The organism is Kribbella sp. NPDC058245, assembly GCF_042882005.1.
In the GTDB taxonomy this organism is placed as follows: Bacteria; Actinomycetota; Actinomycetes; order Propionibacteriales; family Kribbellaceae; genus Kribbella.
In genome coordinates this window covers 316,611-339,846 of record NZ_JBHVWY010000005.1, presented here as the reverse complement: position 1 = coordinate 339,846, position 23,236 = coordinate 316,611, and the positions used below count along the sequence as shown (strand labels likewise).

Sequence of the window (23,236 nt, the reverse complement as noted above, 5' to 3'; positions counted from 1 at the left end):
CCTCCGCAGGAGCGGATTGGCGGGTGGGTGTGGGCGATCGATAGGGTGCCGGTCACGACCGCACCCTGTTCGATCGACGGGTCAGGAGAAACAAGTGGCACAGATCGTCGCCGAGGTATCCAGGACGTTCAACGAATTCCTGCTGCTGCCGAACCGGACCCGCACCGACTGCTCGCCGGCCACGGTTGATCTGCGCACGCCGCTGGTGCGGCACCGCGCGGGAGACGCCTCGGCGATCGAGCTGCAGTCCCCGTTCACGTCCGCGATCATGCAGGCTGTCAGCACGCCCGAGCTCGCGATCGCGTTGGCGCGCAACGGCGGCCTGAGCTTCCTGCACCACAACCAGTCGATCGAGGACCAGACCGCCGCGATCCGCCAGGTGAAGAACTTCAAGGCCGGCTTCGTCACCAGCGACACGAACGTCCGCCCTGACGACACCCTGGGCCTCCTCGCAGACCTCATGCGCCGTACCGGCCACAGCACCGCCGCGGTCACCGAAGACGGTACGGCGACCGGCCGCCTGCTCGGACTGGTCACCTCCCGCGACTTCCACCCGGAACGTCACGGGCTCGACGGACCGGTCAGCGGCCGGATGACCGCCATCGCCGACCTGCCCCATGGCCGGCCCGACATCACGCTCTCCGAGGCCAACGCCCGTCTGTGGGACGAGCGGCTCGACTGCCTCCCGGTGCTGAGCGCTGACGGTCACCTGCAGCATCTGGTGTTCCGATCCGACTACACCGACAACAAGCGCTTCCCGAACCAGGTCGTGGACACCGCCAAGCGCCTCCGCGTGGGCGCAGGCATCAACACCCACGACTACCAAGAGCGTGTCCCGGCCTTGCTGGAAGCTGGCGCCGACGTGCTGTGCTTCGACTCCTCCGACGGGTACAGCGACTGGCAGGCCCAAGCACTGAGCTGGGTGAAGAAGCACTACCCGGAGATCCCGGTCGGCGGCGGAAACGTCGTCGACAGCGACGCGTTCACCTTCCTCGCCGAGGCGGGAGCCGACTTCGTCAAGGTCGGCGTGGGCGGCGGCTCCATCTGCATCACCCGCGATCAGAAGGGCATCGGCCGCGGCCAAGCCAGCGCCGTACTGGACGTCGCCGCAGCTCGGGACGCCTTCCGCGACCGCACCGGCGACTACGTACCGATCTGCTCCGATGGCGGACTCGTCCACGACTACCACGTTGCTCTGGCACTGGCGATGGGCGCCGACTTCGTCATGATGGGCCGCTACTTCGCCCGCTTCGACCAGGCGGCAGGTGCGAAGTTGCCCACCCGCGACGGCTTCGTCAAGGAGTACTGGGGCGAAGGCTCCAACCGCGCCCGCAACTGGCAACGCTACGGCCAGGGCGGCCAAGGCCTCATCTTCGAAGAAGGCGTCGACGGCTACGTCCCCTACGCCGGCGACCTCAACGAGGGACTCGCCCTCACCATCGCCAAACTCAAGACCACCATGGTCTCCTGCGGCTCCACCACTCTGTCGGAGTTCCAGTCCACCGCCCGCATCACGCTCGTCTCGGATCAAAGCTTCCAGGAAAGCCACGCCAACGTAACCCTCCGAGAAGCCCCACCAACCCTGACCTAATGCCCCGTCGAACCGTGTTCCTGTCCGGACCGGCCGGCTCGGGCAAGACGACCGTGCTCCGGCTGAGCCACGCCGAAAAGCTCGCGGTGTGGGGACGGACAGCCGCGATCGACTGCGACCAACTGTTCCTGATGGTCGACCCACACTGGGACCTCCCGTACGACGACGCCCGGACCGCGCTGGTGCTGCGCCAATGTGTGCAGTTGGCGGAGACGTTCTTCGGAGCGGACTACGAGAACGTCCTCATCGCGGGCAACGCCATCCACGACGCCGTCGACCTGAATCCGGTCCTCCCCGACCTCCTCCGACTCAGCCGGGTCTTCCACCTCTCGTTGGATCCTTCAGAGGAAGCAGTACTCCGGCGAACGGCCGCCGACCCCGATCGCTCACCGGCCCACCTGATGAACGACCTCCGCCTGCTGCGCACTAAACGCTCCCCGTGGTCTGTTCCTCTGGACAACTCAGCCCTCAGCCCACTGGAAACGCTCCAAAAGATCGCCCACCTGATCCGGTCAGGTGCGGGAGAGATCCACGGCCCGCTGCCGGACTCCTAGGCCGGCGAGAACCCTCCCTGCCTTTGTGGATGATCACTGCCGCTAGGTGGCAGTAGACATCCACTGATCTCCCCCTGGCGTGGTCAACCACTGCGGCCGACGGCGTACCCGGTGGTTGCTCGCCGCTGCGGCCGCTTTACTGAGAAGCAGGGTGGCCGGGCAGGTCTGTGGCTGAGGGGGATGGTGCGCTCGGCGACCGCGTGCCCGTTGCCTGGGCTTCCGGGCTGTGGCTGGGCATTGGTGCGGTCGGCGACCACGTGCCCGTTGCCTGGGCTTCCGGGCTGTGGCTGGGGCAGTTCGTGCAGGCGGCGACCAGAGGTGAACGTTGCCTGGGCTTCCGGGCCGCGGCTGAGGCAGGTGGTACAGGCGGCGCGCAGAGGTGAACGTTGCCGGGGGTTCGGGTCGTCGGCGCCGCACGGAAAATGAGGGGATCTCCCCTCAAATTTCGACGGGCTGAGGGAGTTCGAGCACCGCCAGGACCGCGACTCGTCACCTCGGTCGGGCTGCCCCGTCAACCGCCCACCCAACCCGGGTGCAGCAAGCCGCGTGCATGCGACGAAGGAGCGCGCGGGCGCGGAGCGGGGGAACTCGCGCGGCGCCTTTGTGGATGATCACTGCCGCTAGGTGGCAGTAGACATCCACTGATCTCCCCCTGGCGCGGTCAACCACTGCGGCCGACGGCGTACCCGATGGTTGCTCGCCGCTGCGGCCGCTTTACTGAGAAGCAGGGTGGCTGGCCAGGTCTGAGGCTGAGGGGGATGGTGCGCTCGGCGACCACGTGCCCGTTGCCTGGGCTTCCGGGCTGTGGCTGAGGCAGTTGGTGCGGATGGCGACCAGAGGTGACCGTTGCCTGGGCTTACAGGCTGCGGCTGCGGCAGTTGGTTCAGGCGGCGACCAGAGGTGAACGTTGCCTGGGCTGCGGCGGTTGGTGCAGGCGGCGACCAGAGGTGACCCGTTGCTTGGGTTCGGGTCGTGGGGCCGCGCGGAAAATGAGGGGATCTCCGCTCAAGTTGACGGTTCTCCCCTCAAAATTTGAGGGGAGAACCAGCACGTTGAGGGGAGATCCCCTCAAATTTCCGCAGCCAGCCGTCAACTAGCGTCTCCGCGGTCGACAGGTGGAGCAGGCGGGAGCGTGGGAGCAGGCGGGAGCGTGGGAGGGGGCGGCAGCGCGGGGGCGGGCGGGGGCGCGGGAGCGGGGCGGGGTCAGGGGGTGATGATTAGTTGGCAGCCGGTGTCTCGCATGGCTTTGCGGGCGGCGGTGGAGAGGCCGTTGTCGGTGACGATGACGTCCAGGTCGGCCCAGGTGGCGAAGGTGCTGAGGCCTACGGTGCCCCACTTGGTGTGGTCGGCGACTACAACTACCTCGCGGCTGGCGGCGATGAAGGAGCGGTTGGTTTCGGCTTCCATCAGGTTGGGGGTGCTGAGGCCGTGTTCGGCGTCTACGCCGTGGGCGCCCAGGAACAGCAGGTCCAGGTGGAGGGAGCCGAGGGCGGCGGTGGCGATCGGGCCGACGAGGGCGTCGGAGGGGGTGCGGATGCCGCCGATCAGTACGACGGTGCGGTCGGAGCGTGAGTTGCCGTGGAAGACGTCAGCGATGCGGGCCGAGTTCGTGACAACTGTCAAGTTCTCCACGCGCAGGAGCTGCCGCGCGAGCGCGTAGGTCGTCGTACCGGCGCCGATGCCGATCGCGCTGTCGGGCTGGACGCGGGCGGCGGCTTCGGCGGCGATGGCTTGTTTGGCGGCGGACTCTTGGGTGAGCTTGGCGTCGAAGCCTGGTTCGTGGGCGCTGCGGAGGCCGACGGAGGTCGCTCCACCGTGCACTTTGTGCAGCAGGCCGCTGGAGTCCAGGGCGTCCAGGTCACGCCGGATCGTCATGTCCGACACGCCGAATCGCTCGACCAGCTCGGCCACGGTGATCGCGCCGCGACTGTTGACCTCGGCAACGATTGTGGCCTGTCGCTGCGCGGCCAGCTGCCCACCCCGGCCGCGTGGCGGCTCTGCTCCGGCTGCATTCACGGTGTCAGCCTAAACGGAGTTCGCCGCCCTGTCAGGAAATGCCGTTGCCGAGGTGGTGACGGCTTGTCACTCTGGAGCATGCGATTCCCCGAGGATGTGCCGGAACTGACCGACGATGTGGTGACGCTGCGCGCCCACACTCCCGCCGATGTCGACGCGGTCTACGAGATGTGCCAGGACCCGGCGATGCAGCGCTGGACCACCATCCCGGTGCCGTACACCCGGGAGGATGCGGTCTCCTTCATCACCGAGATGGTGCCGGAAGGTTGGCGCACTCTGAACTACGGCGCCTGGGCGATCGAGGTGGAGGGCCGCTTCGCCGGCTCGGTCAGCCTGCACGACGGTGAGGGCGGCGTCGGCGAGATCGGGTTCTCGGTCGCTCCGTGGGCGCGTGGCCGCGGGGTCATGACGCGCGCTGCGAAACTCGCCACGAGATACGCGTTCGACGAGCTCGACTGGCACCGGATGATCTGGCGCGCGTTCGTCGGCAACTGGGGTTCACGCCGGGTCGCCTGGAAGGCCGGGTTCCGCGGCCTTGTCGTCGTACCGGGTGGTGGTCGTGCGCGTGGCGTCCGGTACGACGAATGGGTGGCGACCGTCGGTCGGGACGAGGAGCTGGAGCCACAGGGAAACTGGTGGACGGCGGCGGAGCTGGATGGAGACGGCATTCGCCTGCGTCCGTTTCGAGCCGACGACGCGCAGCGGGTGATGGAGGCCTGCAGCGACGAGCGGACGCAGTACTGGCTGCCCGGGTTGCCGTCGCCGTACGAGCTACACCACGCGGAGGACTTCATCGAGAGCCGGAAGGACCTCATGGCCGCGGGCAAAGCCGTCGCCTGGGTGATCGCCGATCCGGTCACCGACGAGCTGCTCGGAAACGTCACCATTTTTGCCATGGCCAACGGATACGGCGAGATCGGGTACTGGATGCACCCGGTCGGACGCGGCAAGAACGCGATGACGAACGCCGTGCGGCTGCTGGCCGAGCATGCCTTCACACCGGTCGACAAGGGTGGGCTTGGATGCCGCCGGCTGGTGCTGCAAGCCGCGGTGGGGAACACCGCGTCGGCGCACGTTGCCGAGGCCAACGGCTTCACCAAGGTCGGGATCGGGCGGGCCGCGGCACCCGGTCGCGAGGGGCGCTGGGACGACGACTACATCTTCGAATTGCTTGCCACCGACCCCCGTCCGTGACCACATCGAGACGGCGAGTTGGTGACAGGCGACATCCTTCCCCTCGCCGTCTCGGCATTCGACTGGTTGAATCGACTGGTGAGAGATCGTGAGGAACTCGTCCGCCGCTGGCAGGCCGGGTGGTCCGTCTCGAGGGGCTGGACGACGGTTGAGGACGACCACGACGGGATACTGACCGTCCGCGCGGGTGAGGACAACCGCGCGATGGAGTACGTCGTCCTGGACGCGGATGACAAACCGGAACGGGTCGAGCGGGCCGCCGAGCTGGCGCTGGCCGCCCCCGGAGGTCGCGGGGCGGGCTACATCACGCTGGCGACCGACGACAAGGAAGCCCGGGTCGAGCAGCTCGAGGATCTCGGCCTGGAGGTGCAGCGCGACCAGGACTGGCTGATGACGATCCAGTTGTCGGAGCAGCCCGCGCTCAAGCTGCACGAGCGCTACGCCCTGCACACCGAGCTCGAGGGCGACCTCATCATCACTCGTGCAACGTTGCACGGCGGTGTCGTGTCGAGCGGCCGGATGGCGGTCGTCGGACCGGACGCGGTGGCGGACCGGATCGAGACCGACCCGGCGCACCGGCGGCGCGGTCTGGGCAGCGCGGTGATGGCCTCGCTGGTCGAGACGGCGGCGGCTCAGGGCGCCAAGCGCGGCATCCTGATCGCGTCGATCGACGGTCTCCGGCTGTACCGCAGCCTGGGCTGGAAGGTCGTCGCCGACGTGGTGACCGCTCGCTGTTGATTGTGAGAGATCTGTAAAGGCAGGCTCCCGAAGGGAGTCAGCTCGCCACCGGGTGGGCAAGGCTGCTCACCATGACGAACCCTGAACGGTCACCGCGCTCCCGTGTGGCCGGTCCGCTGCTCGCTGCTCTCACAGCTTTGGTTCTCCTGACGGGCATCGGGTGGTTCGTTCTGCGTGACCTCGGGGATCAGAAGGTGACTGGTCAGGAGGAGCCGCTGACGGCGATCCCGACCCCGACCGACGACGCCTCGAGCGCCCCGGTCGAGGTGCGTCCGACGAGTCCGTCGGTGACACCACGCCGTACGACGCCTACTCCTACCGCGACGAAGGCCGTCACCAAGACGCCGACGCCGACCCCGACTCGATCGAGTACGGCGCCGAGTCGCGAAGGCACCCGGAAGCCGACCACCTCGCCGAGCCGCACCGCGACGCCGAGGGCCTCGAAGCCGACGAAGACGACCACCGCCGCCTCGGGCAGTCCGGAGGCTCAGGTCCTCACGCTGACCAACGCCGAGCGGAAGAAGGCCGGCTGTGGCGCACTGCGGACCAACAGCGCGCTGGCCAAGGCAGCCGAGGCGCACGCGTCGGACATGGTGAACAAGCACTACTTCGCCCACGACAGTCAGGACGGGCGTTCACCGTTCGACCGGATGAAGGCGGCCGGCTTCAAGGGCGGCGCGATGGCCGAGAACATCGCTGTCGGTTACACCAGCCCGGCAGCCGTGGTGACGGGCTGGATGAACAGCCCCGGTCACCGGGCCAACATCCTCAACTGCAGCTACACGATGCTCGGTGTCGGCTACGACTCCGGCCAGGTGAAACCCGAATGGGGCAAGGGTTCCTGGGTCCAGGACTTCGGTGGCTGAGGGCATGCGTCGTACCAGCAGAGCGCTATCTTCAGAAAGCGTGCTGCGCAATCTTCAGAAAGCGTTAAGCCGAGTCGCGAAATTGTAACGGTGACCCGTCGTGTCGGTTAAGGTCGCTTTTCGGTGACCAGGGGGGACCTGGAAGGACCGCGGGGAGACACGCAGTACTCGGAACGACGCACACGAAGAGGATTCGCCCACTCATGACGGATGCGCCAACCCCCCGGCGGCACCGCGGTACCCGACGCGCCCAGAAGAACAAGCGTGGCCTGGTCGGCCCGATCGCGAGCGCGTTGTCGGTCCTCGTTGCCATCGGCCCGGTGATCTATCTGATGTCACGGGACAACTCGACGGTCGACGACGCGACGAAGGTGCTGAACGTCTCCGAGGACACCCGGGACAACTCCGGTGGTTCACTCGTCGACGGCGCGCACACCGGCCCGCTGAAGACCGTCACCCAGACCCTGCCGAACGGCAAGGTCACCACCGCCGTGATCGGCACCGGCGCGAACGGTACGTCGACGACCTCGACCCCCGGCACGCCCGGAGTCACCCCCAGCGGTTCGCCGGCGAGTGCGCTGACCACCCCGACCGCGCCGACCAAAGGCGTGACCACCGTGATCGTCACCCCGGGTGCGCCCCGGACGATCGAGGGCAGGCCGGGGAAGCCCGGCAAGCCGAGTCAGCCGACGCGTCCGACGCCGACCAAGACCGAGACGAGCGAGCCGCCGAGCAACACGCCCGAGCCGCCGCCGTCCGACGGTGGCGGGACCAACGCGCAGGAGCGCGAGGTCCTCGACCTCACCAACCAGGTCCGGGAGCAGAACGGCTGCGGCCCGCTGCGGCTGAACAGCGCCCTCGTCGAGGCCGCCGGCAAGCACGCCTCCGACATGGTCCGCCGCAAGTACATGGACCACACCAACCCCGACGGCCAGGACCCGGGCGACCGCATGCGCGCCGCCGGGTACAACGGGAGCAGCTGGGGCGAAAACATCGCCGCCGGCTACTCGACCGCCCAGAAGGTGGTCAACGCCTGGATGAACAGCGACGGTCACCGCGCCAACATCCTCAACTGCAAGTACAACCTGATCGGCGTCGGCTACGACTCCGGGCAAGTGAGCTCGAACGTGGGCCACGGGAGCTGGGTGCAGGACTTCGGCCGCAGCTAGGCCGTCGTACCGGGTTGTCATTGTGTCGACGACACCGACAGTGGCGCAGACGTTGTTCGAATGCCACAACGTCCGGCCGATTTCCGGCCGGTCACCGCGGGTAGATCCGTCCTTGTCGAAGTGTTCGGTCCGCTGTTCGGGGCCGGGCGAGACGGTTGATGAGGCACGTCTTGGGGGCGAGACAGTGAAGGGAACAACGACGTAAATGTCGTCCGACTCCGGTAGTGGCCGGCACAAACCACGCAGGAAGGCGACCCGCGCCCGGGGCACCCGGCCCGTCGAGGAATCCGCCCCACCGCCCCCGCCCGAGCCACCCCGCTACGCGCCCCGCGGCGGGGAGTCCCCCTTCTGGGCCAACGCCCAGCCGCGTGCCGACAGCCAGGCCTGGGCCGACACCCAAGCCCGCCTCGAGGCCCGCAACCGCGCCGACTCCACCCCGCAGTACGCACCCCGCCCGACGGTCGACAGCACCGTGCCCCTCAGCACGAGCTCGTCAGGCGGATGGGTCACGCAGACACCTGCGCCCGCTCCGACGCCTGCCCCGACCCGTCGATCCCGCCAATCGACGCCGGCCGAGGACCTCGCCGGACTCGGCGCCTGGGCCACCACTCCCCCAGAGCGCCCAGCCAAACGTCCGCCGGTCACCCCTGCGCCAGTCGAGACCGCCCGGTACCAGCCGACCGCACCCGAGACGAGCCGGTACGACGCGAAGCCTGCCGAAACCGGTCGACTCGACTCCACGCCGACCAGCCGGCTCGACGCTGCTCCGGCCGTGTCCGACCGCTTCGAGTCCACGCCGGTCGCGCCCAACCCGTCGTACACGCAACCGCCGGTGAGTGCGGTCGCGGACCCGCGGACCGCCCGAGGCACCAGCGAGCTGTCCGGCCCGCGAACCGCCGCGATCCGCGAGACCGCCGAGCGGGCGAACCGCCCCGCCCGGCAGGCAGCAGACAGTACGGCGGTCGACGCCGACGGGCGACCGATCTCCCGAGCCGCGAGGGGCGAAGGCGGCAAGCGCCGCCCGTTCGTCGCGGTCGCGGCAGTGCTGCTCGTCATCACCCCGATCTCGTGGATCCTCCTCCACCAGCCGCAAAACCAAGAGGCCGACGCCTCGCTCCCGATCAGCCGCGACGACTCCTACGTCACTCCGACCACCAAGCCGGTCGACGCGCCCACCACCCCGCCGAAGTCCCCCAAGACACCTCCGGTCACCCCCACCGCCCCGCCGACGGGTACGCCGACAAGCTCCGTCACCCCCACAACACCCCCGACCAGCGGCCCGACGGACACCCCCACCACCGTCCCCACCACCGGTACGTCGACCACCCCGTCGCCCCCCACCACCACCGACGGCCCGCAGCCGACCACCACCGCAACCAGAACTCCACCACCTCCGCCGCCCCCGCCCACGGACGACGGCAGTATGAACGGGGACGAGCTGCAGCTGTTCAACAGCATCAACCAGGCACGCAAAAACAAGGGGTGCGCGGAGCTCAAGCGCGACAGCAGCATGACCAGCAGCGCACGCGTGGACGCCCAGAACCGGGCCGACAGCAACACGGCCAACGACGGCGACACGGGCTCGAAGGCAACCGTTGGTGGTGACAGCATGTCCGCCGCCAAGGCCTACGACCAGATGCTGTCGGAGAACAAGGCCACCGTGCTCAACTGCGGATTCACCACCATGGCGGTCGGCAGAGGCACGAAGGGTTACAAAACCGGTCCCCTCTGTGGGTTGCTGGGGGTCTGCGAGAACAAGACCCGCGTCGCCTGGGTAGCCATCTTCCGCTGACCCAGCGCCCCTCCTCCCCGCCCGCACGGTGGGTTCGGTCGTGGGGGTGTACCGACGGACGGGTAGTGGTGGGCGCGCGGCTGGCGGTTGCCGCGGTGGGGGCGGGCGCGAGGGGTGGTTTGGGGGACGACTACCCGTTGGTCGGTACGGCGGGGGTGGGAGAACGCTCGGATCGCGGGTGTTGGGGGGTGGTTGGTGGGACGATGGGGGGAGGCGACGGCGGGAGGGTGCATGTTCGGGGATCGTGAACGTGGGGACCTGGATCCGGAGCGGCCGGCGCATTTCGGGATTCCACCGGATGCGCTGGCGGACGAGCGGCCCGATCGGCGGCCTGAGGAGGCCAAGCGGATGGGGTTGAGCCGGCATACCGAGGAGGGGGCTGTGCTGTCCTTCGCCTCGGGGCTGGATCGGGAGAAGACCGGGCATCGGCTGATGGCCTGGATTCTGCTGGTGACGTTCGCGGCACCGGCGATCTACGTGCTGTTCGCGCTGCTCTAGGCGAGGGCGAACTCCTGGCGGTGGCGTTGCGGCGTCGTACCCAGGACGGCATGGAAGTGGTGTCTCAACGCCGCGCTGCTGCCGAAGCCGCTGGCGGTGGCGACTCGCTCGACCGGATGGTCGGTGGTCTCCAACAACAGGCGGGCGCGGTCGAGGCGTTGCTGCAGGAGCCACGCCTGACCTGAGCTGCCCGTGCGCGCCCGGAACTGCCGTGTGAAGGTACGGCGTGACAGCGCGACCGCGGCCGCCCACTCATCCAGCGAGACCGGCTGATCGAGCCGCGCCCGCGCCCACACCATCGCCTTCTCGATCACGTCGTCCCCCGGATCCGGCGGCACCGGCACTGGGATGTACTGCGCCTGCGACCCACTCCGATGCGGTGCGATCACGATGCTGCGGGCCAACTCCTCAGCCGCCTCCACGCCGTACTGACGCCGTACCAAATGCAGGCAGCAGTCCAGCGACGCCGCCGTGCCGGCCGACGTCATCACGTCCCCCAGGTCCGACCACAAGACATCAGCCCGTACGACGACGTCCGGCTGCTGTGATTGCAGCTCCGCCGCCCAGCGCCAGTGTGTGACCACCTCACGCCCCGAAGCGATCCCACTCGCGGCAACGAGGAACGAGCCGACGCACAGGCCGAGCACAACAGCACCACGTGCGTGCGCGGTCCGGATCGCGGTCAGCAGCGTCTCGGACGGTACCCGGAACGGCTCCCAGCTCGGCAGGATCACCACGTCGGCGGTGTCCATGATCGACAGGTCATGCTCGACCGTGATCCCGAATCCGGCGTTGGTCCGGAGTGAACCCGGTTCCTCGGCGCACACGCGGACGTCGTACCGGCGCACCTCACCGCAGGGATCGCCCAGCACCAGCGACGGCACGGAGAGATGGAACGGGCTCATCCCGTCGAAGGCGAGGACGGCGACTGTGTGCATGGCCCGATCTTAAGCAACTATGGCTCCCGGGCCAATGGTCGACCGGGACGAGAACGCTCAGGATTGAGCCATGAAGATCACGCATATCGGTGGCCCGACCGCTCTGTTCACCTACGGCGGTCGCACGTTCCTGACCGATCCCGCCTTCGACCCGCCGCGCGAGTACGCGATGCCGGGCGGCCGGGTGATGACCAAGCTGATCGGCCCGGCGATCCCGGTGGCCGACCTCGGCCCGGTCGACGTCGTACTGCTGTCGCACGACGAGCACTACGACAACCTCGATGAGTCCGGCCGCGCACTGCTGCCGTCCGTCCCCACCGTCCTGTCGACGCCCGGCGCTGCGACCCGGATCGCGAATGTCCACGGCCTCGACGAGTGGGAGGCGTACGACGTCGACGGCATCACGGTGACCGCCGTACCGGCTCTGCATGGTCCGGAAGGCGCGGACGCCGTACTGGGTGTCGTCACCGGCTTCGTCCTGCAGGGCGCGGACCTGCCAACCGTCTACGTCTCCGGCGACAACGCGTCGGTCGACCTGGTCAAGCAGATCGCCGACCGGTTCGGTCCGTTCGACGTCGCCGTCCTGTTCGCCGGTGGCGCCCGGACCGTGCTGATGGACGGCGCCAACCTCACCCTGACCTCCGCCGAGGCCGTCGAGGCCGCTCACCTGCTCGCACCGGCCACGATCGTCCCCGTCCACACCGAGGGCTGGGCGCACTTCACCGAAGGCCCCGATCAGTTCGCAGCGACCTTCGCCGAAGCCGGCCTCAACGATCGACTGCAGCTTCTGGAACACGGAGTAGCCACCGAGGTTCGTTGACCCCTTGACGAACACGGAGCGTCACTCCTAGGTTGAGGGGCATCGGGCCGGGGGGAATCTGGCCCACTGTCACAAGGGGAACTCCGTGTTCGCACGACGCTTCGTCCTGCCCATTGCCGCGATCGCCGCGCTGGTGACGGCGACCACCACGCTCCCGGCCTCGGCCGCGGCACCGATCTTCCTGGTCGCCGGGATCCAGTACGACCCGGTCGGCCCGGATACCCGCACCAACGCGCATATCAACCTCGAATACATCAGCATCCGCAACAACACCACGCGTCCGCTGAGCCTGAAGGGCTACCGGATCCGGGACGCGGCCAGCCATGTCTACTACTTCCCGCCGACCTTCACCCTGAAGGCCCGCAGCACCGTCCTGGTCCACACCGGCAAGGGCCGCAACAGCGCGAACCACCTCTACTGGGGTTCCGGCAACTACATCTGGAACAACGACGGCGACACCGCGCGACTGCAGAACTCGCTGAACAAGGTCATCGATTTCTGCACCTACAAGGCCGTCGCCGGCCGGGCCGGACTCGCCTGCTAACCAATCCCGTGCCCGCGCCAGAACGACGTCAGGTCAACGGAACTGGCACCCTGCGCGGCGGCCTTGAAGCCGGCCGGGGTGGACACCCCGTGCCAATGGGCCTTCGCGTAGGACGCCAGCAGGCGCTCCATCGCCGGCGTACCGATCACGCGCTCCAACTCATGCAGCATGCACGAACCGTAGACATAGACGAACGTCCCGTACGACGTCTGGTGCGCACCCCAGTAGCCCATGTCCCGAGTGATTGCTACAGGCAACGTTCCGGGCCAGCATCCGACTCGGGCATCCTTCAGGAAGACATCGGTCGCGTACGTCGCGAACGCCTCGTCCAGCCAGGGATCGGCGTACTCGTTGTTGCCGACGATCCCGTACCACCACTGATGCGCGACCTCGTGCACCACCGGACTCTCCGGTGAGATGAGCAGCACGAACCCCGGATACTCCATGCCGCTGAAGGTGGCCCACTGGTCGTTCATGACGAGGTCGAGTTCATGATCAGGATAGGCGCCGAAGCGGCGACCGAATTCGTCGATCGAGGCAGAGGCCTCGGCCCTGGCGTCGTCCACCGCAGCCGCCGTAACAGTCGGCGTGGCCCAGGTGCGGATGATGACGCCACCAGAAGACTTGGCCTCCGAACTCCGGAAGGGCCCAGCCGCCCAGGCGAAATCCCTTACCTGCTTGGCGATCGCGACCCCATCGGACGTCACCCCAGTCGACGGTACGGCGATATTCCCGGTATGCGTCAACCGTACGGCGAAGTCCGCGGCAACCGTGTAGAAGCTCTCCCCGAACCCCTGATCGGACTCGAGATGCCACCCGGCCGCATCTCGCACAGCCAGCACCGGAAGCGCGTTCCCGAAGAAGCTGAACTCCCCCGAACGCCCGAACCGATCCTCGCGATCCGGCGCAGTGAGCTTCACGTCAAAGCTGATCGACGTCCGCTTCCCCGGTTCCAGCGGCTTCGGCAACGGAAACTTGACCACCGTGCAGTCACGCATGGCCGTGCCACCGGTGACGACCACTGAGCCGCAACCACGCGAGTTGCCCCACAACCGCACGTAGATCTCGGGCAGCGACTGCGCAGACGTGTTCGTGAAGCTGATCCGCTCCTGACCCGACCACGTCCGGCCGTCCGGCGTACCGGTCAATTGCACGTCGTACGACGGCACTCCCGGCGCCGGCGGTGTTGCCACCAGCAACGAGATAGGGGCTAGCAGCAACAACAGGAGCCGGGGCACAGCTCCGGACGTTACCCCTCAGGTTTGGCCGGATCGGTTCCGGCCGGGATCCATTCCTGTACCAAAATCTCATCACCGACAGCGATCGTCCCGCCGGTCAGCACGGCGCCCTTGATGCCGAAGCTGACGCCACCGCCGTACGCCGGTTCACGCCGATAGGACGCCAGCGTCCGGGTCGGCTCCGGCCCGGACTTCCGGCCGGTCTCCTGCTCGACGGTCGGCACCGCGCAGCGGATCCCGCGGGCCGAGTATCCGATCTCGACCGCACCGATCGACATCCGCAGTACGCGGTCCTCGGTATGCGGTTCGGACCAGCCGGAGACGACGATGTTCGGCCGGAAGCGGTTCATCGGGATCGCCTCGGCACCGCGCTCGACCATCCGCTCGTTCAGCCCGTCGAGCGACGACAGCGAGGTGATCATCAGCGCGTGCGCATCACCGAACCCGGTCTCGCCGCGATGCACACCCCACCCCGGCCGCTCGTGCTCCGGAGTGACCCGGACCAGCCCCACCGGCTGCCCTAGTCGCTCCGAGAACCACTCGTCCGCCGCCGGGTCCTGAGCCACTGCCCGCCCGAACCACGACTTGAACAGACTGACGTCGCGCCGCTTCCCGTCGTACCGGATCGGTACGGCGAGATCCGGGGCGCCCGGCGCGGAGAGCCGGATGACGTCGCCGGCGAGCTCGGCCCGGAGCGTCGCCATGGCCGGCAGCGTCCGCTGACTCTGGAAGGTCCCGTCGGTGTCGACCACCATGAAACCGCGGTCGCCGAGCAGCCCGCGCGGGCCAAGTTCGGCCTGCTCGACCGGCACTGCCGCCAGACCTTTGACCGGGTAGTAGACGAGGGCGGCGACGCGTGCGGCAGACATGCCTCCATCCTACGGCCTCATGTCACTTGAATTGTTCGTTCATGTTGACTTATGTTTGATCGCGAGGAGGTTGCCATGCAGCTCGAAGCGTTCGCCGGCGCCCTGCAGCGGGTTCGCCAGGATGCCGGTCTCACCTATCGCGAACTCGCCGATCACGCCCACTACTCGCACGCACACCTGGTCCGCGCGACCAGCGGGAAGCAGCTGCCGAGCTGGCCGGTGACTGTCGCGTTCCTGACCGGATGCGACGTACCGGCCGAGCTGCTGCCGATCTGGCGGCGGCACTGGGAGACGGCCGCTCGCGGCCCTCAGGACGTCAACGAACTACTGCGCGCGGCCGCCACCCCGCAGGACCTCGGAGCGGCGCTCACCGCGCTCACAGCGCCGCGTTCACTCCGGTCGCTGGAACGCCTCACCGGCATCCCCCGAGCCACCCTGCAGAGCTGGCTGCGGGGTGGCCGGGTGCCGCGACCGGACCGGCTCGATCAGTTCATCCTGGCGCTCGGCGCGAGCCGCACCGAGCGCCTCGCCTTCAGTGACTGCGTCGACCGGCTCGTCGGCTGACCGCGATCAGCACAGTCCCGGCCGCCACCAGGATCAACGCCATCGCGGCCACCCAGAACCCGAACGGGCTCCCGGTCTCCGGCAACTCGCCACCCGGCCTCGGCTTCGGCTTGCCTGGCTGATTCACCGTGGTCGTCACCGTGCTGCTGTTGTCCTTCGGATCCGGATCGGGCGTCACCGAGGTCGCGGTCGCCGTGTTCGTCACCGACTTGCTCGCGTACTTCGGATCCACCACGACATCGAGCACGATCACCGCCGTCTTGCCGGGATCGATCCGATCGATCGCGCACGTCAGCAGCTGCCCGGTCGCCTTGCACCGCGCCGGTGTCGACCGCAACCTCAGACCGCTCGCCAACTCATCAGTGATCGACACCTTGAGCGCCGCCGACGGGCCGTCATTGTGAATCGCGATCCGATACCGCAGTGACCCCCCGGCAACCACATCCGGACTGGACGCCGTCTTGTAGACCGCAAGATTCGCCGACCGCCCCGGACGCCCGCTGACCTTCGCCTCGTTGTTCGTGGTCACCGGGTCCGGCGTGGCCGACCCCACCCGTGCCACGTTCGCCAGCTCGCCACTGAACCCCGGTACGACGGTCGCCGTGATCGTGATGACGATCGTGGCCCCTTCCGCGAGGGACGCCGTACTGCATTGGACCGTCCCAGCCTCCGGAGCATCCGGCGCCCCTTGCGTTGCCGGTGGCAACAGAATGCACGGACCCTTCGCCGACACCTTGGTCAGACCGCGCGGCAGCTCATCGGTGACGACAACCTTGTGCGCATCGGACGGCCCGTTGTTCTTCACCGTTAGCGTGTAGGTCACCTGCTGCCCGGCGACCGGATTCGCCGGGACCATGGTCTTGGTGATGGCCAGATCCGCCAGCGCCGCGACCGGCGAGACACTCGTCCCGGTGTTGTTGTCCTTGTCCGGATCAGGTGTCGGTGAGGTCGCCGTCGCCGTGTTGGTCAGCGATGCACCGTCGTACCCGGCCGCGAGTTTGACCTTGATCGAGAGGATCACCTGCCCGATCGGTACGTCGCCCAGTGCGCAACGGACCGTGGACCCGTCGACCTGGCACGGCTTGACGGCCGACATGATGGTCAGCCCGGCCGGAATCGTGTCGGTGACGACCACTGACCGCGCGACCGACGGGCCGGTGTTCGTGACCACGATCGCGTAGTCGAACGTGCTGCCCGGTGTGACGGTCCCCGGCTCGGACTGCTTGGTCACCTGGACATCCGCGCTGGTCCCGACCGGGATCGTGACGGTCGAACTGTTGTTGGTGTCATCGGGATCCGGTACCGGCGAAGTCACCGCCGCCGTGTTCCCCAACGTCGTACCGGTGTAGGCGGAGTCGAGGGCCGCCGTGACCGCGATCGTCACCGAGTCTCCGGCAACGAGGCTGCCGAGTGCGCACTCGATCTTCGGTCCGGTGATCTTGCAGTCGGGCTCGACCTTGACGATGGTCAGCCCGGTCGGCAGCGTGTCGGTCAAGGCGACCGAGGTCGCGTCCGACGGCCCGTGGTTCACGACGGTGAGGCGATAGGTGACGCCGCCACCGGCAGTCGCCGACTTCTCGTCGCTGGTCTTGATCACCTCGAGATCGGCCGCCTGGTCGACCTTGGTGATGATCTTGCTCGTATTGTCCGAGTCGTTCGGGTCCGGCGTCGTACTGGTGACGCCGGCCGCGTTGGTGATCGGAGCGGTCTGACCTGAGTCGACCTTGACCCGGATCTGTACGACGGCATCCGCGCCCGGCCCCATCGCCCCGAGCGTGCAGCTCACCGCAGTGGTGCAGTCGCCGTTCGCACTGGTTGCCTCCAGCACCGATACGCCGGCCGGGAGGGTGTCGGTCACCGTGACGGCCTGCGCGGTCGACGGGCCGGCGTTGTGCACGGTGAGCGTGTACAGACCCTCACCGCCCGCGACCAGCGGTGACGGCGTCACCGACTTGGTGATCGACAGGTCGGCCGAGGCCGTGACCGTGGTGTCAGCCGTATCGCGGTTGTTGCCGTCGTTCGGATCCGGCGTCTGCGAACTGACCGTCGCGGCGTTGGTTAGCTTGCCCGGGGCAACAGCCGAGTCCACCTTGACGGTCACCGTGATGACCAGCGAAGCACCGGGCTTCAGGCGACCGGCCGGGCAGATGACCACTGGCTCCGCGACCGACGGGTCCTGCATGCAGTCGCCGACTGAACTGGATCCACGGACGTACGTCGTACCGGCGGGCAACGTGTCGGTGACCACAGCACCGATCGCGTCGGACGGGCCGGCGTTGCGAACCGTCAGCGTGTAGACGAGTTCGTTGCCTGCGACAACAGTCGCCGGAGCGGACTTGGTGATCGAGAGATCGGCCTGCGCCTGGACAGTCGTCGTACTGGTGGCCGTGTTGTCCGAGTCGGTCGGGTCCTCCGGCGTCTTTGCGCCGGCCGAGGCCGTGTTCGTCAACGCACCCGACGCTGTCGCGGGCGCAACCGTGCCGGTGACGGTGACCACGAAGCTGTCCCCCGCGGCCAACGTCGCCAACTCGCAGGTGACGCGCCCGTCGCTGACCTTGCAGGTCGCCCCACCGGTCGCCTCAGCACTCACATCCGTCACCGCAGCCGGTACGTCGTCGTCCAGGCTGATGCCTTGGGCATCGGACGGGCCGGCATTGGCAACGGTCAGTTTGTAGGTGATCGCCTCACCGGCCACGACCGGGTCGGGGCTGACAGTCTTGGTCAGCGTGATGTTCGCCTGCGCACCGGTGAGCAGCGTGTACGTCGCACTGTTGTTGTCGGCAACGGGATCCGGGGTCGGCGACGAGACCTTGGCCGTGTTGGCGAGTTCGTTCGGCGGGGTGCCGGAGGGGACGTTCGCCACCACGGTCACGGTGATTTTGTCGCCTGGGGCAACTGTTCCAACTGCGCAGGTGACCGTGCCGCTGGCTTCGTCGCAGGAACCCTGTGACGACGTGGCCGAGACGTACTTCAACGGAGCCGGAACCGGGTCGGTCACCGTGACCGACTGCGCGGCCGAGGGGCCGTTGTTGGTGACCGTCAGCGTGTAGGTGACGGGCCGACCGGCCTGGACCGGCGCCGGTTGGGCGGTCTTGGTGATCGCCAGGTCGGCACTCGGCTTGAGGTCGTCGGACGTGCGGCCGGTGTTGTTCGACTTCTCCGGATCCGGCGTCGACGAGGTCGCCGTGGCGCTGTTGGTCAGCGTGCCGGTTGCGGTCGTCGCCACTTGCGCGGTGACCGTGATGGTTGCCGTCGAACCATTACCAAGATCGCCGAGCGCGCAGCGAACCTGGCCGGACGGCACCGTGCAGGACCCCGCGGTCGAGTCGGCCGTTGCCTCGCTCAAGCCAGTTGGCAAGTCATCGGCAATCTGAACCGCACGGGCGTCGGACGGGCCGTCGTTGTGCACGGTGATCTGGTAGGTGACTGGCTTCCCCGGGACCACCGGCGAAGTCACCGTCTGCTTGCCAACCACCAGATCGGCCTTCGGATCACCAGGCGTGATGGTCGCCGTACCGGTGTTGTTGGAGGGATCAGGATCGGGCGTCGCACTGGAGACTGCGGCGCTGTTGGCCAGCGGACCACCCTGGTACGACGAGTCGAGGGTGGCCGTCACCTCGATCGTCAACGTGGCCTTGCCGGCCAGGGTCTCGACGAGACAGGTGATGTCTTGACCGGCCGCTGAACATCCGGCTGGGGCCGGTGCCTGGGCGTCGATGATCGTCAGACCGGCCGGGAGCGAGTCGGCGACGCGGACCTGCTGGGCCACGGATGGACCGTTGTTGGTGATCTTCAGCGTGTACTTGACCCGCTCGCCCGGAGCAGGGTTGCTCGGGGCAACCGTCTTCTCCAGTGCGAGGTCGGCGACGCGTGTCACCGGAGTGGTCACCGAGGCGGTGTTGTTGGAGGGGTTCGGGTCGGAGGTCGACGTGGTCGCGGTGGCGACGTTCGTCAATCCTGTTGCAGTGCTGGCGGCTGGGACCTTCACCACGACTGTGATCGAGACGCTTGAGCCGGAGGGGATCTCGCCGAGCGCGCACTCGAGTTTGTTGGTGCACGTACCTTGCGCGGGTTTGACCGAGACCAGCTCAACGCCGTCCGGCAGGGTGTCGGCGACCGCGACATCCTTCGCCGTACTCGGACCGTTGTTCCGGGCAACGAGTGTGTAGGTCAGCTCGGCACCGGCCGCGACCGGATCCGGCGTACCGGTCTTGGAGAGCTGCAGATCGGCCGACTCGGCGACCGGCGTACGGACCTCGTCGGCGCGGTAGGTGTACGGCTTGTTGAGGGTCTCGGCCGTGTAGTCGAGGTAGCCGGTGTTCACCACGGTGGTCCCGGCCGAGGGGCCGTCGAGGGTGACGCGGAAGCGGACCGTCGCGCTCTCGTTAGCGCCAAGACGGCCGCCGGTGGTCGCATTCGCTCCCTTGCCGACCCGGAAACGCACGGTTCGCGAGGAGCCGTCGTACTCGGCCTGGTCGTCTCCGGCCTGATCGGTCTTGGTGGTGGTTCCGACAGCGAGCGAGCCCGGCACGTACGTCGTATTCGGCGGCAACGCATCGCGGATCGTCGACTTGAGCGCGTCGTCGTCACCGGTGTTGCCGTAGCTGAGTGTGTACTCGAGGGTGTCCCCGACCTTCGCCGGGGCGTTGCCGGCTAGGTTGCGGACAGTCTTGGTGCCCTTGATCTTCGGTGCGTAGAGGTCGATCTGCGTGGTGAGCGCGGCCGGGTAGTAGAAGTCGCCGGTGCTGGCGAAGGTGAGCTCGGCACTGGTTGCGCTGTTGGCGAGGATGCCGGCGCCATCCACCACCTTCGCGTCCAGGCCGAGGTTGTTCACCGCGGACGGCGTGCGATCGTTGAGGTTCTTGCCGCCGTCGGTGACCCGGCTGCCGAAGAAGTTGGCCGACGGGTTCTGCACATCCGCGAGCCGGGTGCCGTTCACAGCGAAGTAGTCGCCGCTGATGCCGGCGTCGCCTTCATAGGTGACGCTGCCGAAGCGCGCGTTCACCGCGCCGCTCGGCGGAGCCAGGAAGCCCGAGATGCTGGTCTTGATCACGTCGCCGGTGGTCACGCGCGCGTAGCCGTTGAAGACGGTCAGGTCGCGCAGCGGCTCGCTCGAGTCCTCATAGGCGATCACCAGGCTCCAACCGGCATACCGATCGGCACCGGTGCCTGCGGCAACATCCGCACCCCAATATTCGCCGCTCCCAGCCTTCTCCACCACGTCAGTGACGTCGAGGTAGGACGAGTAGTCCTGGGTCGCGGCGCTGAGATAGTCGGTCCGCCCGGCGGTCATCGTCTGGTACGACGTGCCGCCCGGAACCTTGAGCTTGATCGTCTTGCCGTCACCACTGCTCGCCGTACCGCCGGTTCCCGCCGCGCGACTGGCTCCCCAGAACAGACCGGCGTACAGGACCTTCGCACCGTCGGGCACGCTGACTGTTGCCGCGGACGACGACTTCGTCGCGGCGTCGGAGTCCGCGTCGAGCAAGCGCATCGCCCACTCGTTGTTCGAGGCCCCTGTATTCCCGCCCGCGAGCGCGGCCTTGCAGGTCGGCGCCGAGGTGTCGCAGGTCTCCAACGCATTGCCGGTGATCCGGATCGCGCCGTTCGTCTGCGCACCGAACACCTTGCCGAAGGCGCGGATGGTCTCCGCCTGAGCTGTTGCCGTCGGCACCAGACCGAGTCCGGCCACGAGCAGCAGTGCAACCCCCAGGCGTAGCCGACCCATCCCAGATCCCCGTTCGTCGGTGGCGGGCGGACGCCGTCACCTACATATCACAGTCTGTAGTCTGTCAGCTACCTGCCGTGCAGGTGGTCAGGGACGAAATGTCCCCGGCGGCGCAGCGGGCGGGGTGAAGGCCTCGGCGTCGGTCAAGGCGGCTGCCTTCCCGGCGAGTTCGGCCAGCGGAGTCACGTCGTACGGCGGCTGTGCCTTCCGACCGGTCGCCGTCAGGTCGGGCACGGCATTCGGAGAGGCGACCAGGATGACGTTCCCGAAGCCCTTGCCGCGGAGGATCTTGCGCTCGGCCAGTACGACGCCGTCGCCCAACGCCGCTCGCACGGTGGCCGCCGTACGGCGAATGAAGGGGAGGCCGGCCGATCCGTCGATCAGGTTCGCGATCAGCAGGCCGGTCGGCCGCAGAACGCGGGCACAGTCGGCGAAGAACTCGGTGGTGACGAGGTTGGCCGGGACGGCTTCCCGCTCGAACGCGTCCAGGATCACGACGTCCATCGAATCGTCGTACAGGTCCTTGATCCCGGCCCGGCCAGTGGCGCCGCGGACCTTGATCCCGGAGCGCTTCGGCAGCGGCAGGCTCTCCCGGACGAACTCGGTCAGATCCTCGTCGGGTTCGAGCACGATCTGCCGGGACCGCGGTCGCGTCGTCGCGACGTACCGCGGCAGGCTGAGCGCGGCACCCCCGATATGGGTCACCGCGATCGGCTGCCGGCGGGACGCCATCGCGTCGAGTACGTCGGCGATCCGCCGCATGTACTCGAAGGAGAGGTGGGTGGGATCCGCCAGGTCGACCTGCGACTGCAGCGAGCCGTCGACGGCCAGGACATAGGTGCCGTCGGCCGCTGCTTCTACCGTCGCTGTCCCCGTGCCGACCTTGCGTTCCACCCACCCATCTTGTCAGTTACTTCGCCTCGGCCCGCTGAGCGACCGCGATGTCGGTGTTGTCGGTGAAGAGGCCGTCGATGCCGGTCGCCCGGTACGCCGCGATCTCGCCGAACAGGTTGCCCGAGTCCGACGGGACGGCGTCGCTGTCGAAGTTGGCCGGAAGGAAGTTGTTCTCGACCCGGAAGGTGTACGGGTGCACGACCAGACCGGCCCGGTGCGCGTCGGCGACCAGCGTGGTCGGCTTGCCGAGCTTGCCGTCGGCGGTGAACGGGATGATCTGCTCCTTGTACGGACCGACGCCGGCCGCGTACTTCGCCACGTCCTTCAGCCCGCTCGCAGAGGTGATGTCGGCGTACGTGCGCTTGTCACCGGCGACCGTGAAGTCGTACGGCCGGCCGACGGCGTCGGTGAGCTGGACCAGCGGGACCCGGAGCTGCTTGTGCAGGGCGATCAGGTTCGAGACCTCGAAGGACTGCACGAACACCTTGGCGTCCGGACGGTTCAGGCCGTTGCGGTTCAGCGTCTTGACCAGCTCGGGCTCGAGCGGGAGGCCCTGACTGCGGAAGTACGTCGGGTGCTTGGTCTCGGGGTAGATGCCGATCGGCCGGCCGAGCTCCCTGGACAGCCGCTTGGTCAGGTCGATGACCTCCTGGAAGGTCGGGATCTGGTAGCGGTCGTTGAACGCGGTGTTGTGCTGCCGGATCGCCGGGATGCGCTCCTCGGCGCGCAGCGTCTTCAGCTCCTTGAGGGTGAAGTCCTCGGTGAACCAACCGGTCAGCGAGACCCCGTCGAGCACCTTGGTCTTCTTGCGGTTCGCGAACTCGGGGTGCTTCGCGACATCCGTCGTACCGCCGATCTCCGGCTCGTGCCGGGTGACCAGGACGTGGTCCTTGGTGCTCACCAGGTCGGGCTCGATGTAGTCGGCGCCCATCCGGGCGGCCAGCTCGTACGACGCCAGCGTGTGCTCGGGCCGATACCCCGAGGCACCGCGGTGGCCGATGATGACGAAGTCGTCGCGGTGCTGGTAGGCGGAGCCTGCGACCTGAGCCTGGTCGCCGTTCTGCTGCTGGCCGGCGTGCTGGACCGCTTGGGGAGCCAGCAGGGTGGCGCCGACCGCGAGGGCCGAGACGGCTGCGGGGAGGAACCGCTTCATGGGACTTGCTCCTTACATGTCAGGGACTGTCGAGTACGGTGCGCCCCCACTGCGTCCGGCAGATGACGGC

At 68.0% G+C, this 23,236-nt stretch carries 18 protein-coding genes; 11 read left to right on the top strand and 7 right to left on the bottom strand.

Translation table 11 applies throughout. The features are described from left to right. The first annotated feature begins 94 nt into the window (after positions 1-94). Both ACFVWG_RS13820 and ACFVWG_RS13815 read left to right on the top strand, forming a co-directional pair. Positions 95-1,591, top strand: coding sequence for an IMP dehydrogenase (locus ACFVWG_RS13820; protein WP_391543583.1), 1,497 nt, complete (start codon positions 95-97; stop codon positions 1,589-1,591). Further along, a complete protein-coding gene (locus tag ACFVWG_RS13815; protein ID WP_391543582.1) occupies positions 1,591-2,145 on the top strand; it encodes a hypothetical protein in 555 nt (184 codons plus the stop codon). Before ACFVWG_RS13820 ends, ACFVWG_RS13815 begins: the two co-directional genes overlap by 1 nt. 1,203 nt (positions 2,146-3,348) lie before the next feature. On the opposite strand, the gene ACFVWG_RS13810 is transcribed toward ACFVWG_RS13815, so the two are convergent. After that, positions 3,349-4,161 carry a DeoR/GlpR family DNA-binding transcription regulator gene (locus ACFVWG_RS13810; RefSeq protein WP_391543581.1) on the bottom strand — a complete coding sequence of 271 codons (813 nt, stop codon included), beginning with the start codon at positions 4,159-4,161 and terminating at the stop codon, positions 3,349-3,351. A gap of 78 nt (positions 4,162-4,239) precedes the next feature. Here ACFVWG_RS13810 and ACFVWG_RS13805 point away from each other — a divergent pair, with 78 nt between their 5' ends. The 6 genes from ACFVWG_RS13805 (at position 4,240) to ACFVWG_RS13780 (ending at position 10,418) form a co-directional block, all read left to right on the top strand. After that, positions 4,240-5,355 (top strand): GNAT family N-acetyltransferase, encoded by a 1,116-nt coding sequence (locus tag ACFVWG_RS13805; protein ID WP_391543580.1) that lies wholly within the window; start codon positions 4,240-4,242, stop codon positions 5,353-5,355. Between the two features lie 78 nt (positions 5,356-5,433). Continuing rightward, positions 5,434-6,093, top strand: coding sequence for a GNAT family N-acetyltransferase (locus ACFVWG_RS13800; RefSeq protein ID WP_391543579.1), 660 nt, complete (start codon positions 5,434-5,436; stop codon positions 6,091-6,093). Between the two features lie 71 nt (positions 6,094-6,164). After that, positions 6,165-6,959, top strand: a complete 795-nt coding sequence (locus tag ACFVWG_RS13795; RefSeq protein WP_391543578.1) for a CAP domain-containing protein — start codon at positions 6,165-6,167, stop codon at positions 6,957-6,959. A 203-nt stretch (positions 6,960-7,162) separates the two neighbouring features. Then, positions 7,163-8,128 carry a CAP domain-containing protein gene (locus ACFVWG_RS13790; protein ID WP_391543577.1) on the top strand — a complete coding sequence of 322 codons (966 nt, stop codon included), beginning with the start codon at positions 7,163-7,165 and terminating at the stop codon, positions 8,126-8,128. Between the two features lie 205 nt (positions 8,129-8,333). Beyond that, positions 8,334-9,920, top strand: a complete 1,587-nt coding sequence (locus ACFVWG_RS13785; RefSeq protein WP_391543576.1) for a hypothetical protein — start codon at positions 8,334-8,336, stop codon at positions 9,918-9,920. A gap of 231 nt (positions 9,921-10,151) precedes the next feature. Next, positions 10,152-10,418, top strand: a complete 267-nt coding sequence (locus ACFVWG_RS13780; RefSeq protein WP_391543575.1) for a hypothetical protein — start codon at positions 10,152-10,154, stop codon at positions 10,416-10,418. On the opposite strand, the gene ACFVWG_RS13775 is transcribed toward ACFVWG_RS13780, so the two are convergent. Further along, positions 10,415-11,356, bottom strand: a complete 942-nt coding sequence (locus ACFVWG_RS13775; protein WP_391543574.1) for a GlxA family transcriptional regulator — start codon at positions 11,354-11,356, stop codon at positions 10,415-10,417. The two genes, ACFVWG_RS13780 and ACFVWG_RS13775, sit on opposite strands and share 4 nt — an antisense overlap. Before the next feature lie 70 nt (positions 11,357-11,426). On the opposite strand from ACFVWG_RS13775, the gene ACFVWG_RS13770 reads away from it, so the two are divergent. Then, complete coding sequence (locus ACFVWG_RS13770; RefSeq protein ID WP_391543573.1) at positions 11,427-12,176, top strand: MBL fold metallo-hydrolase; 750 nt, start codon at positions 11,427-11,429, stop codon at positions 12,174-12,176. Positions 12,177-12,261: 85 nt separating this feature from the next. Beyond that, positions 12,262-12,720 carry a lamin tail domain-containing protein gene (locus tag ACFVWG_RS13765; RefSeq protein ID WP_391543572.1) on the top strand — a complete coding sequence of 153 codons (459 nt, stop codon included), beginning with the start codon at positions 12,262-12,264 and terminating at the stop codon, positions 12,718-12,720. Here the strand turns inward: ACFVWG_RS13765 and ACFVWG_RS13760 are convergent. Together ACFVWG_RS13760 and ACFVWG_RS13755 are read right to left on the bottom strand one after the other, a co-directional pair. Beyond that, entirely contained in the window at positions 12,717-13,958 is a 1,242-nt protein-coding gene (locus tag ACFVWG_RS13760; protein WP_391543571.1) for a M1 family metallopeptidase, read from the bottom strand. The two genes, ACFVWG_RS13765 and ACFVWG_RS13760, sit on opposite strands and share 4 nt — an antisense overlap. An 11-nt stretch (positions 13,959-13,969) precedes the next feature. Beyond that, positions 13,970-14,827, bottom strand: a complete 858-nt coding sequence (locus ACFVWG_RS13755) for an MOSC domain-containing protein (RefSeq protein ID WP_391543570.1) — start codon at positions 14,825-14,827, stop codon at positions 13,970-13,972. A 75-nt stretch (positions 14,828-14,902) separates the two neighbouring features. Here ACFVWG_RS13755 and ACFVWG_RS13750 point away from each other — a divergent pair, with 75 nt between their 5' ends. Then, on the top strand, positions 14,903-15,391 hold the full coding sequence (locus ACFVWG_RS13750) for a helix-turn-helix transcriptional regulator (protein WP_391543569.1): 489 nt from the start codon (positions 14,903-14,905) through the stop codon (positions 15,389-15,391). On the opposite strand, the gene ACFVWG_RS13745 is transcribed toward ACFVWG_RS13750, so the two are convergent. The 3 genes from ACFVWG_RS13745 to ACFVWG_RS13735 form a co-directional block, all read right to left on the bottom strand. Next, on the bottom strand, positions 15,360-21,119 hold the full coding sequence (locus ACFVWG_RS13745; RefSeq protein ID WP_391543568.1) for a hypothetical protein: 5,760 nt from the start codon (positions 21,117-21,119) through the stop codon (positions 15,360-15,362). The two genes, ACFVWG_RS13750 and ACFVWG_RS13745, sit on opposite strands and share 32 nt — an antisense overlap. An 87-nt stretch (positions 21,120-21,206) precedes the next feature. Then, the gene (locus tag ACFVWG_RS13740; protein ID WP_391543567.1) at positions 21,207-22,013 is read right to left on the bottom strand and encodes a spermidine synthase; all 807 of its coding nucleotides are present in this window, start codon (positions 22,011-22,013) and stop codon (positions 21,207-21,209) included. A gap of 16 nt (positions 22,014-22,029) precedes the next feature. Further along, complete coding sequence (locus tag ACFVWG_RS13735; protein ID WP_391543566.1) at positions 22,030-23,166, bottom strand: glycerophosphodiester phosphodiesterase; 1,137 nt, start codon at positions 23,164-23,166, stop codon at positions 22,030-22,032. Between the last annotated feature and the right edge of the window lie 70 nt (positions 23,167-23,236).

Excerpts from the sequence above, each read along its gene's own strand:
- ACFVWG_RS13815 (WP_391543582.1), top strand. The coding sequence starts at position 1,591 with ATGCCCCGTCGAACCGTGTTCCTGTCCGGACCGGCCGGCTCGGGCAAG.
- ACFVWG_RS13805 (WP_391543580.1), top strand. The coding sequence starts at position 4,240 with ATGCGATTCCCCGAGGATGTGCCGGAACTGACCGACGATGTGGTGACG.
- ACFVWG_RS13795 (WP_391543578.1), top strand. The coding sequence starts at position 6,165 with ATGACGAACCCTGAACGGTCACCGCGCTCCCGTGTGGCCGGTCCGCTG.
- ACFVWG_RS13790 (WP_391543577.1), top strand. The coding sequence starts at position 7,163 with ATGACGGATGCGCCAACCCCCCGGCGGCACCGCGGTACCCGACGCGCC.
- ACFVWG_RS13785 (WP_391543576.1), top strand. The coding sequence starts at position 8,334 with ATGTCGTCCGACTCCGGTAGTGGCCGGCACAAACCACGCAGGAAGGCG.
- ACFVWG_RS13780 (WP_391543575.1), top strand. The coding sequence starts at position 10,152 with ATGTTCGGGGATCGTGAACGTGGGGACCTGGATCCGGAGCGGCCGGCG.
- ACFVWG_RS13775 (WP_391543574.1), bottom strand. The coding sequence starts at position 11,356 with ATGCACACAGTCGCCGTCCTCGCCTTCGACGGGATGAGCCCGTTCCAT.
- ACFVWG_RS13770 (WP_391543573.1), top strand. The coding sequence starts at position 11,427 with ATGAAGATCACGCATATCGGTGGCCCGACCGCTCTGTTCACCTACGGC.
- ACFVWG_RS13755 (WP_391543570.1), bottom strand. The coding sequence starts at position 14,827 with ATGTCTGCCGCACGCGTCGCCGCCCTCGTCTACTACCCGGTCAAAGGT.
- ACFVWG_RS13750 (WP_391543569.1), top strand. The coding sequence starts at position 14,903 with ATGCAGCTCGAAGCGTTCGCCGGCGCCCTGCAGCGGGTTCGCCAGGAT.
- ACFVWG_RS13745 (WP_391543568.1), bottom strand. The coding sequence starts at position 21,119 with ATGGGTCGGCTACGCCTGGGGGTTGCACTGCTGCTCGTGGCCGGACTC.
- ACFVWG_RS13735 (WP_391543566.1), bottom strand. The coding sequence starts at position 23,166 with ATGAAGCGGTTCCTCCCCGCAGCCGTCTCGGCCCTCGCGGTCGGCGCC.